Source organism: Luteimonas sp. 8-5, assembly GCF_029763755.1.
GTDB lineage: Bacteria > Pseudomonadota > Gammaproteobacteria > Xanthomonadales > Xanthomonadaceae > Cognatiluteimonas.
In genome coordinates this window covers 1-8,669 of the sequence record NZ_JARUVM010000096.1, presented here as the reverse complement: position 1 = coordinate 8,669, position 8,669 = coordinate 1, and the positions used below count along the sequence as shown (strand labels likewise).

The window sequence follows — 8,669 nt, the reverse complement described above, 5'->3', positions numbered from 1 at the left end:
GTCCCCGCCGTCATCGGCGGCGAGCTCCGGCCCGCCGACCACGGCCACGTCGGAGCGGCCCAGCAGCGGCACGGCCCGCGCCTGGGCGACGAAATCGTTGACCAGCGTCACCGACGCCATTCCCAGGGCCTCGCGCAGGTGCCCGGCCGAGACCACCCAGCGGTGGTTGGTCATGCGCGCGGTGTCGCCATCGATGCGTGCGGCCAGGCCGACGACCGCGCGTTGCGGTGCCGCGCCGACCTCGTCCAGGTAGTGCCGCGCGGCCGCCGCGAGCGTGTCGAAGCGCTCCACCGGGTAGCTGCGCAGGGAGCCGTCGAGCAGGGTGTGGGGGGCGTCGGTACCGGCCAGGGCGAAGCGGGCGTGGGTGCCGCCGATGTCGGCAAGCAGGGCCGGCGCAGGCATTGGGCGGGGGGCAGCTGGCATTGCCTTGGACCATAGCAAACGCATCTGTCTACGGCCCGCTATACTCGTTCGCAGCGCTGGCCTTTGCGCCGGCTGTCCGCATGGTGAATCAATGGCTTGCGGGCGAAATCTTATCCGTTTTCACTTTTTGCGAGCCGGGCCGCCACCGCCCGTCATCGCCGGGGCCCGACGACCGACGCATGCGCCTGTCCACGATCAAGCTTTCAGGTTTCAAATCCTTCGTCGATCCGACCACGCTGCACCTGCCGACCAACATGACCGGCGTCGTCGGTCCCAATGGTTGCGGCAAGTCCAACATCATCGACGCGATCCGCTGGGTGATGGGCGAAAGCGCGGCCAGCCGCCTGCGCGGCGACTCGCTGACCGACGTGATCTTCTCAGGTTCCTCGGCGCGCAAGCCGGTGTCGCAGGCGACCGTCGAGCTGATCTTCGACAACTCCGACCACACCATCACCGGCGAGTACGGCGCGTTCGACGAAATCTCGGTCAAGCGCAGCGTCGGCCGCGACGGCCAGAGCAGCTACTACCTCAACGGCAGCAAGTGCCGGCGCCGCGACATCACCGACCTGTTCCTGGGAACCGGCCTCGGGCCGCGCAGCTACTCGATCATCGAGCAGGGCATGATCAGCCAGATCATCGAGGCCCGGCCCGAGGACCTGCGCGTCTACCTGGAGGAAGCCGCCGGCATCTCCAAGTACAAGGAACGCCGGCGCGAAACCGAGAACCGGATCAAACACACGCGCGAGAACCTCGAGCGCCTGACCGACCTGCGCGACGAGGTCGGCAAGCAGCTCGAGCACCTCAAGCGGCAAGCGCGCCAGGCCGAGCAGTACCAGACCATCCAGGCCGAGCGCCGGATCAAGGACGCGGAGTGGAAGGCGCTGGAGTACCGCGGGCTCGACGCCCGCCTGCAGGGCCTTCGCGAGAAACTCGACCAGGACGAGACGCGGCTGCAGCAGCTGATCGCCGAACAGCGCGAGGCCGAGCGCCGCATCGAGGACGACCGCGTGCGCCGCGAGGAAGCGGCCGAGGCGCTGAACAAGGCGCAGGCCGAGGTCTACCAGGTCGGCGCCACGCTGGCGCGGATCGAACAGCAGATCGCGCACCAGCGCGAGATGGGCGAGCGCCTGCAGCGTGCGCGCGACGAGGCACAGGCCGCGCTGGCCGAGATCGGCAGCCACATCAGCAGCGACGAGTCGCGCCTGGCGGAACTGCGCGCGGCGATCGCCGCCTCCGAACCCGAGCTTGCGCAGTTGCAGGCCCGCGACCAGGCCGCACAGGAAGCGCTGCGCGATGCCGAGACGCGGCTGGCCGATTGGCAGCAGCGCTGGGATGCGCATACCCGGGCGCAGTCGGAGTCGGCCCGTGCCGGCGACGTCGAGCGCACGCGCGTCGACTACCTCGACCGCCAGGCGCTCGAAGCCGAACGCCGCCGCGAGCAGCTCGCCGCCGAACGCGCGGGACTGGATGTCGACGCGCTTGCCGAAGCGTTCGTCGCGCTCCAGGCCCAGCACGACGAGCAGAAGGCGGCACTGGAAGGCCTGGCCGCCGAGGTCGAGACACGCAAGCAGGCCGTCACCGAGTTGCAGGACCAGCAGCGCAATGCGCAATCGGAACTGGCCGAAGTGCGCAAGCAGGCGCAGGAAAAGCGCGGTCGCCTGTCGTCGCTGGAAACGCTGCAGCACGCGGCGCTGGGCCAGGAACAGGGCGCGGCGGTCGAATGGCTTCGCCAGCGTGGCCTGGATTCGGCCGCGCGCGTGGGCGAGAAGCTCGTCGTCGAGCCGGGCTGGGAAAACGCGGTCGAGAGCGCGCTCGGACAATTGATCGAAGGCGTGCTGGTCGAGGCGCCGGAGACCCTGGTCGACGCGCTGGGCGAGTTGGGCGAAGGCCGGCTCACCCTTGTGTCGGCCGATGCCGGTGGCGTCGAACATGCGCCGACTTCGCTGGCGGCGAAGGTGCAAGGCCCGGCCGCGATCCTGCGCATCCTGGCCAAGCTGCACGCCGCCGAAACCCTGGCCGATGCGCGCGCGCTGCTGCCGCGGCTGGGCGACGGCGAGTCGGTCATCACCCGCCACGGCGAGCGCATCGGCGCCGGCTGGGTGCGGGTGCTGCGCTCGGGCGCCGCCAAGCAGGGCGCGTTGCTGCGCGAGCGCGAGATCCAGGACCTGCGCGGCGAAATCAAGGAACTGCAGCACCGCGAAGCCGAGCTCGAACGTGGCCTGGCGGCCTGGCGCGACCGCGCGCTGGTCGCCGAGCAGCACCGCGAGGACGCACAGCGCACGCTGTACCTGGCCCACCGCAGCGTCTCCGAACTCGGCGGGCAGCTGCAGGGGCAGCAGGGCCGGCTGGATTCGGCGCGCGGCCGGATCGAGAAGATCGACAACGACCTGGCGCAGCTTGCCGAGACGCTGGAGTCCAGCGCGGCACAGGCGCGCGAAGCACGCAGCCGCCTGGAGACGTCGGTGGCGAGCATGGCCTCGTTCGAGGATGCGCGCCGGGCGCTGGACAGCGAACGCGCGACCCTGAACGAGGCACGCGACAACGCCCGCGCCGCCGCGCGCGAGGCGCGCGACGCGTCGCATGCGCTTGCCCTGGGCATGGAAACGCAGCGGGCGCAGATCGCCGCGCTCGCCCAGTCGCTCGAGCGCATGGGCGGGCAGCGCGGACAGCTCGACACCCGCCTGGGTGAACTGGCCTCGCAGCTCGCGGACGGCGACTCGCCCATCACCGCATTGGAGACCGAGCGCCAGGCCGCGCTCGAGGAACGCGTGCGCACCGAGAAGGCGCTGGCGGCGGCGCGCGCGACCCTGGAAGGCATCGACAACGAACTGCGCGGCTACGAGCAGACCCGACACCAGCGCGACGAACAGGCGCTGGCGCAGCGCGAGCGCATCGGCCAGCGCAAGCTCGACCAGCAGGCGCTGGCGATCAAGGCCGAGCAGCTTTCCGGCGCGGTCGTCGAGGCCGGCTTCGTGCTCGACGATGTCGTCAACTCGCTGCCCGAAGACGCCGACGCGGCGACCTGGGAGAAGGTCGTCACCGACTTCGATGCCAAGCTGCGCCGGCTGGAGCCGGTCAACCTGGCCGCGATCCAGGAGCACGCCGAGGCGGCCACGCGCAAGGAATACCTGGATGCGCAGGACGCCGACCTGACTTCAGCGCTGGAAACCCTCGAGGACGCGATCCGCAAGATCGACCGCGAGACCCGCGGCCGCTTCAAGGACACCTTCGACCGGGTCAACGCGGGCGTGCAGGAGCTGTATCCGCGCCTGTTCGGCGGCGGCCACGCCTACCTGGAACTGACCGGCGACGACCTGCTCGATACCGGCGTGGCGATCATGGCGCGCCCGCCCGGCAAGCGCGTGTCCAACATCTCGCTGCTGTCCGGCGGCGAGAAGGCGATGACCGCGGTGGCGCTGGTGTTCGCGATCTTCCGCCTCAACCCGGCGCCGTTCTGCCTGCTCGACGAGGTGGACGCGCCGCTGGACGAGGCCAACGTCGGCCGCTTCACCGCGATGGTCAGCGAGATGAGCGAGCACGTGCAGTTCCTGTTCGTCACCCACAACAAGGCGACGATGGAGGCTGCGCAGCAGCTGTCCGGCGTTACCATGCGCGAACCCGGCGTCAGCCGCCTGGTCTCGGTCGACCTGGCCGAAGCCGCGCGCCTGGCGGGAGCGGCCTGAGGAGATAACGAATGTCCGACGCGTGGATGTTGCGGATCGCGATCATCATTGCCGGCATCGTGCTGGTTGCGGCGATCTACTTCTTCGGCCGCCCGACGCGGCCCGGGCAGGGACGGCGTATCGAAGCCGGCCGCCCGGGACAGGGCAAGGGCGGCGGCGATTCACGCCGGGTCGAACCGACCCTGGGCGAATTGCTGTCGCAGGACCCCATCGTCGGGGCACGCGCGGGGGAAGAAGCGGTACAGGCCGACCTCGAACTCGACGACACGGCCCCGGCCGATTCCGGCAGCGATGCCGGCCGCCGGGTCAGCGACGAGTTCGACAAGATCGTGACCCTGTACATCGCCGCCAAGGCCGGCGAGAAGCTGCGCGGCCCGGACATCGTGGTCGCCGCCGAAAAGACCGGCCTGGCCTATGGGCACATGAACGTGTTCCACCGCCTGGTCGAGGGTCACCCGGAACGCGGGCCGATCTTCAGCGTGGCCAACATCATGAAGCCGGGCAGCTTCGAGATGGCGACGATCCAGTCGCTGGAAACGCCGGCGATCGCGTTCTTCCTCACCTTGCCTGCACCGGTGTCGGCGCTCGATGCGTGGGAGACGATGCTGCCGACGGCACAGCGCATGGCCGAGCTGCTCGACGGCGTGCTCCTGGACGAGTCGCGCAACGCCCTGGGCCGCCAGCGCATCCAGCACCTCCGCGACGAGCTCCGCGCCTGGGACCGCCGCCAGGAGTCCCCACCCCCTCCGCGCTCCCGCTGGTAGATGCGCGTTGGCAGCTTCTTTTTGACGCGGATCTACGCGGATAAAGAAGCGGATCAACGCGGATCGAGCGAAAGAAGCTCGAAATGGGTTCAGGTCGCCTTGCGCCACTCCTGCCTCATCCGCGTTAATCGGCTCTTCTATCCGCGTTGATCCGTGTCAAAAATATCCCCCATGAGCAAGAAGGCAGCAGCAAGGGTCGCGGAGCTCCGGCAGGCGCTGGAGGATGCGAACTACCGGTATTACATCCTCGACGATCCGAATCTTGCGGACATCGAGTACGACCGGATGCTGCGCGAGCTGGCCGATCTGGAGGCGGCGCATCCGGAGTTGCGCGACCCCAACTCGCCGACGGTGCGCGTGGGCGCGGCGCCTTCAGGCAAGTTCGCCACGGTGGCGCACGACGTGCCGATGCTGTCGCTCGGCAATGCCTTCGAGGACGACGAGGTGCGCGAGTTCGTGGCGCGCATCGAGAAGGAAACGGGCGACGGCGCGCCGATGTTCTCGGTCGAGCCCAAGCTCGACGGCCTGGCGATCAGCCTGCGCTACGAGCAGGGTGCCTTCGTGCGCGGTGCCACCCGTGGCGACGGCAGCAGCGGCGAGGACGTGAGCGCGAACCTGCGTACCATCCGCAGCATCCCGCTGCGCCTGCGCGGCAAGGCGCCGGCGGTGCTCGAGGTGCGCGGCGAAGTGATCATGCCCAACGCGGACTTCGAACGCTGGAACGAAGCAGCGCGCGCGCGCGGCGAAAAGCCCATGGCCAACCCGCGCAATGGCGCGGCCGGGTCGCTGCGCCAGCTCGACCCGCGCATCACCGCGCAGCGGCCGCTGGCGTTCTATGCCTACGCGCTGGGGCAGGTGGAGGGCGCGTCGCTGCCGCCGACCCATTCGCAGACCCTTGCCTGGTTGCGCGAGCTCGGGTTCCCGGTGAGTGCCGAGGTCGGCGTGGCCCAGGGCGTGGACGGGCTGCTGGACTATTACCGCAGGATCGGCGAGCGCCGCGATGCGCTGCCGTACGACATCGACGGCGTGGTCTACAAGCTCGACCGGTACGACCAGCAGCGCGCGATGGGTTTCGTGTCGCGCGCGCCGCGCTGGGCGCTGGCGCACAAGTTTCCCGCACAGGAAGAAGCGACCACGGTCGAGTCGGTCGAGGTCAACGTGGGTCGCACCGGCGCGGTCACGCCATGGGTGCTGATGACGCCGGTGCACGTCGGCGGCGTCACCGTCACCCGCGCGACCCTGCACAACGCCGACCAGGTGGCGCGCCTGGACGTGCGCGTGGGCGATACGGTGATCGTGCGCCGCGCCGGCGACGTGATCCCCGAAGTGGTGCGCGTGGTCGAGGAAAAACGTCCGCTGGACAGGCGCGGCAAGCCCCTGCACCCGCCGTTCCAGCTCCCGGACAAGTGCCCGGACTGTGGCTCGGCGGTGGAGCGCGAAGAGGGCGAGGTAGTCGCCCGCTGCACAGGCGGCCTGTTCTGTCCCGCGCAGCGCAAGCAGTCGCTGTTCCACTTCGGCTCGCGACGGGCAATGGACATCGAGGGCCTGGGCGAGCGTTTCATCGAGGCGCTGGTCGACCTCGGCTACGTGCATACGGTCGCCGATCTGTACCGGCTGACGGTCGACGATTTCATTGCCATGAAGCAGCGCGCCGACGAGATGGCCGGCACGGTTCCGGAAACGGTCAAGGCCGGGAAGATCGCGACGCGCTGGGCCGAGAACCTGGTCGCGGCGATCGAGGTGAGCAAGGCTTCCAGCCTGGAGCGGGTGCTGTACGCGCTGGGCATCCGCGACGTCGGCGAAAGCACGGCCAAGACCCTGGCGCGCCACTTCGGTGCGCTGGATCCGCTGATGGCGGCCGACGAGGAGGCGCTGAAGCAGGTGCCCGACGTAGGCCCCGTCGTGGCCAGGCGCATCGCCCACTTCTTCGAACAGCCGCACAACCGCGAGGTCATCGCCGCGTTGCGCGCCGCCGGCGTGCACTGGAAGGAAGGCCCGCCGCGACGCGCCACCGAGGGCCCGCTGTCCGGCCAGACGGTGGTGCTCACCGGAGGCCTGGCGTCCATGTCGCGCGACGAGGCCGGCGCCCGCCTTGAGGCGCTGGGCGCCAAGGTCTCGGGCAGCGTCTCGAAGAAGACCAGCTTCGTCGTCGCCGGCGAAGCCGCCGGCAGCAAACTGGCCAAGGCCCGCGAACTCGGCCTCGACATCTGGGACGAACCCCGACTCCTCGCCTACCTGGCCGAACTGGAGCGATAACAGCTACTTCAGACGCGGATCAACGCGGATAAGAAGGCGGATCAACGCGGATCAAGCCGTAGCAGAATGGGTTCAGGTCTACCTGGACCATTCCTGCCTTATCCGCGTCAATCCGCTTTTCCATCCGCGTTGATCCGTGTCAAAAAGGAACCCGCATGTCGACAGAGTGGCAACCGACGGGAAGCATCGAGGCGCTGGAGTTGCGGGCGCGGTTGAATGCGTCGGTGCGGGGGTTCTTCGCGGAGCGCGGGGTGCTGGAGGTGGAGACGCCGGTGATGTCGCGCGGGGGCAACACCGAGCCGAACATCGCTTCGTTCACCGTGGACTTCAGCGGGCGAACCGATGGCGGGCCGCGCACGCGCTGGTTGCGCACCTCGCCGGAGTACGCGCTCAAGCGTCTGCTCGCCGCCGGCGTCGGCGACTGCTACGAACTCGGCCGGGTGTTCCGCAACGGCGAGGCCGGCGGCCGGCACAACCCCGAGTTCACGATGCTGGAGTGGTACCGTCTCGGCTGGGACCATCGGCGCCTCGCGGGCGAGACCGCGGAACTGGTGCGCATGGCGCTGGCCCTGGTCGGCCGCGACGCGACGTTCGTCCAGGTGACCTACCGCGACCTCTATCGCTCGCGGCTCGGGCTCGATCCGTTCCTGGCCACTGAAGCGGAACTGCGCAACGCGCTCGGCGACGTGGCCATCGATCCCGAAGGCCTGGTGCGCGACGACTGGCTGGACCTGCTCATGAGCCACCGGCTGCAGCCGGCGTTCGATCCGGGCGTGATGCTGGCCGTGCACGACTGGCCGGCGACGCAGTGCGCGCTGGCGCGGCTGCGCCACGGCGATGACCGTGAGGATGACGACGGCATCGTGGTGGCCGAGCGCTTCGAGCTGTACCTGGGCCCGGTCGAGCTGGCCAACGGTTACCACGAGCTGCTCGACGCCGATGAACAGCGCACGCGCTTCGGGCGCGACCTGTCGATCCGCGCCCGACGCGGCGACGTGCGGCCGCCGCTCGACGAGGCCTTCCTGGCGGCGCTCGGGCATGGCCTGCCGGCCTGCGCCGGCGTCGCGCTCGGCGTCGATCGCCTGCTGATGGCGATGCTGGGCACCGACCGGATCGCCGACGTGCTGGCCTTCGATTTCGCGCGGGGATAAGGCCACGCCCCGGTACAATCGACACATGGCCGACGACATCGACTACGCGCGCTACGACCGCATCCGCCCGATCCGCTGGACCGGGGATGCGCTGGAACTCCTGGACCAGCGCAAGCTGCCGTTCGCCACCGAATACGTGACCTGCCGCGACAGCGACGAGGTCGCGGCCGCGATCCACGCGCTGGCCGTGCGCGGCGCACCGGCGATCGGCATTGCCGCAGCGTGGGGCGCAGTGCTTGCCGCGCGCGAGGTCGACGCGACGAGCGCGGCCGAAGCGGCAGGCAAGCTGGAGCCGGCCCTGCAACGGCTGAACGCCGCGCGCCCGACCGCGGTCAACCTCGCCTGGGCGTTGGCGCGCATGCGCGCCGCACGTGCGCGGGCGGCCGGCGGCG

General features: G+C 69.9%; 5 protein-coding genes and 1 pseudogene. 5 read left to right on the top strand and 1 reads right to left on the bottom strand.

What is annotated here, in order from left to right; all coding sequences use genetic code 11:
- The coding region (locus QAA18_RS10070) for a glucokinase (RefSeq protein WP_279412794.1) at positions 1–402 on the bottom strand (402 nt) is incomplete at its 3' end.
- Between the two features lie 200 nt (positions 403–602).
- Between QAA18_RS10070 and smc the strand changes: the two genes are divergently transcribed.
- From smc to QAA18_RS10045, 5 genes and pseudogenes are all read left to right on the top strand, one after another.
- The gene (smc, locus tag QAA18_RS10065; protein WP_279412792.1) at positions 603–4,106 is read left to right on the top strand and encodes a chromosome segregation protein SMC; all 3,504 of its coding nucleotides are present in this window, start codon (positions 603–605) and stop codon (positions 4,104–4,106) included.
- Positions 4,107–4,117: 11 nt separating this feature from the next.
- Positions 4,118–4,870 (top strand): cell division protein ZipA, encoded by a 753-nt coding sequence (zipA, locus tag QAA18_RS10060; RefSeq protein ID WP_279412791.1) that lies wholly within the window; start codon positions 4,118–4,120, stop codon positions 4,868–4,870.
- A 171-nt stretch (positions 4,871–5,041) separates the two neighbouring features.
- Positions 5,042–7,126 carry an NAD-dependent DNA ligase LigA gene (gene ligA / locus QAA18_RS10055; RefSeq protein ID WP_279412789.1) on the top strand — a complete coding sequence of 695 codons (2,085 nt, stop codon included), beginning with the start codon at positions 5,042–5,044 and terminating at the stop codon, positions 7,124–7,126.
- Positions 7,127–7,281: 155 nt separating this feature from the next.
- Complete coding sequence (gene epmA, locus QAA18_RS10050; protein WP_279412788.1) at positions 7,282–8,277, top strand: EF-P lysine aminoacylase EpmA; 996 nt, start codon at positions 7,282–7,284, stop codon at positions 8,275–8,277.
- Between the two features lie 25 nt (positions 8,278–8,302).
- Positions 8,303–8,669: pseudogene (locus QAA18_RS10045) on the top strand (S-methyl-5-thioribose-1-phosphate isomerase); the annotation flags it as partial.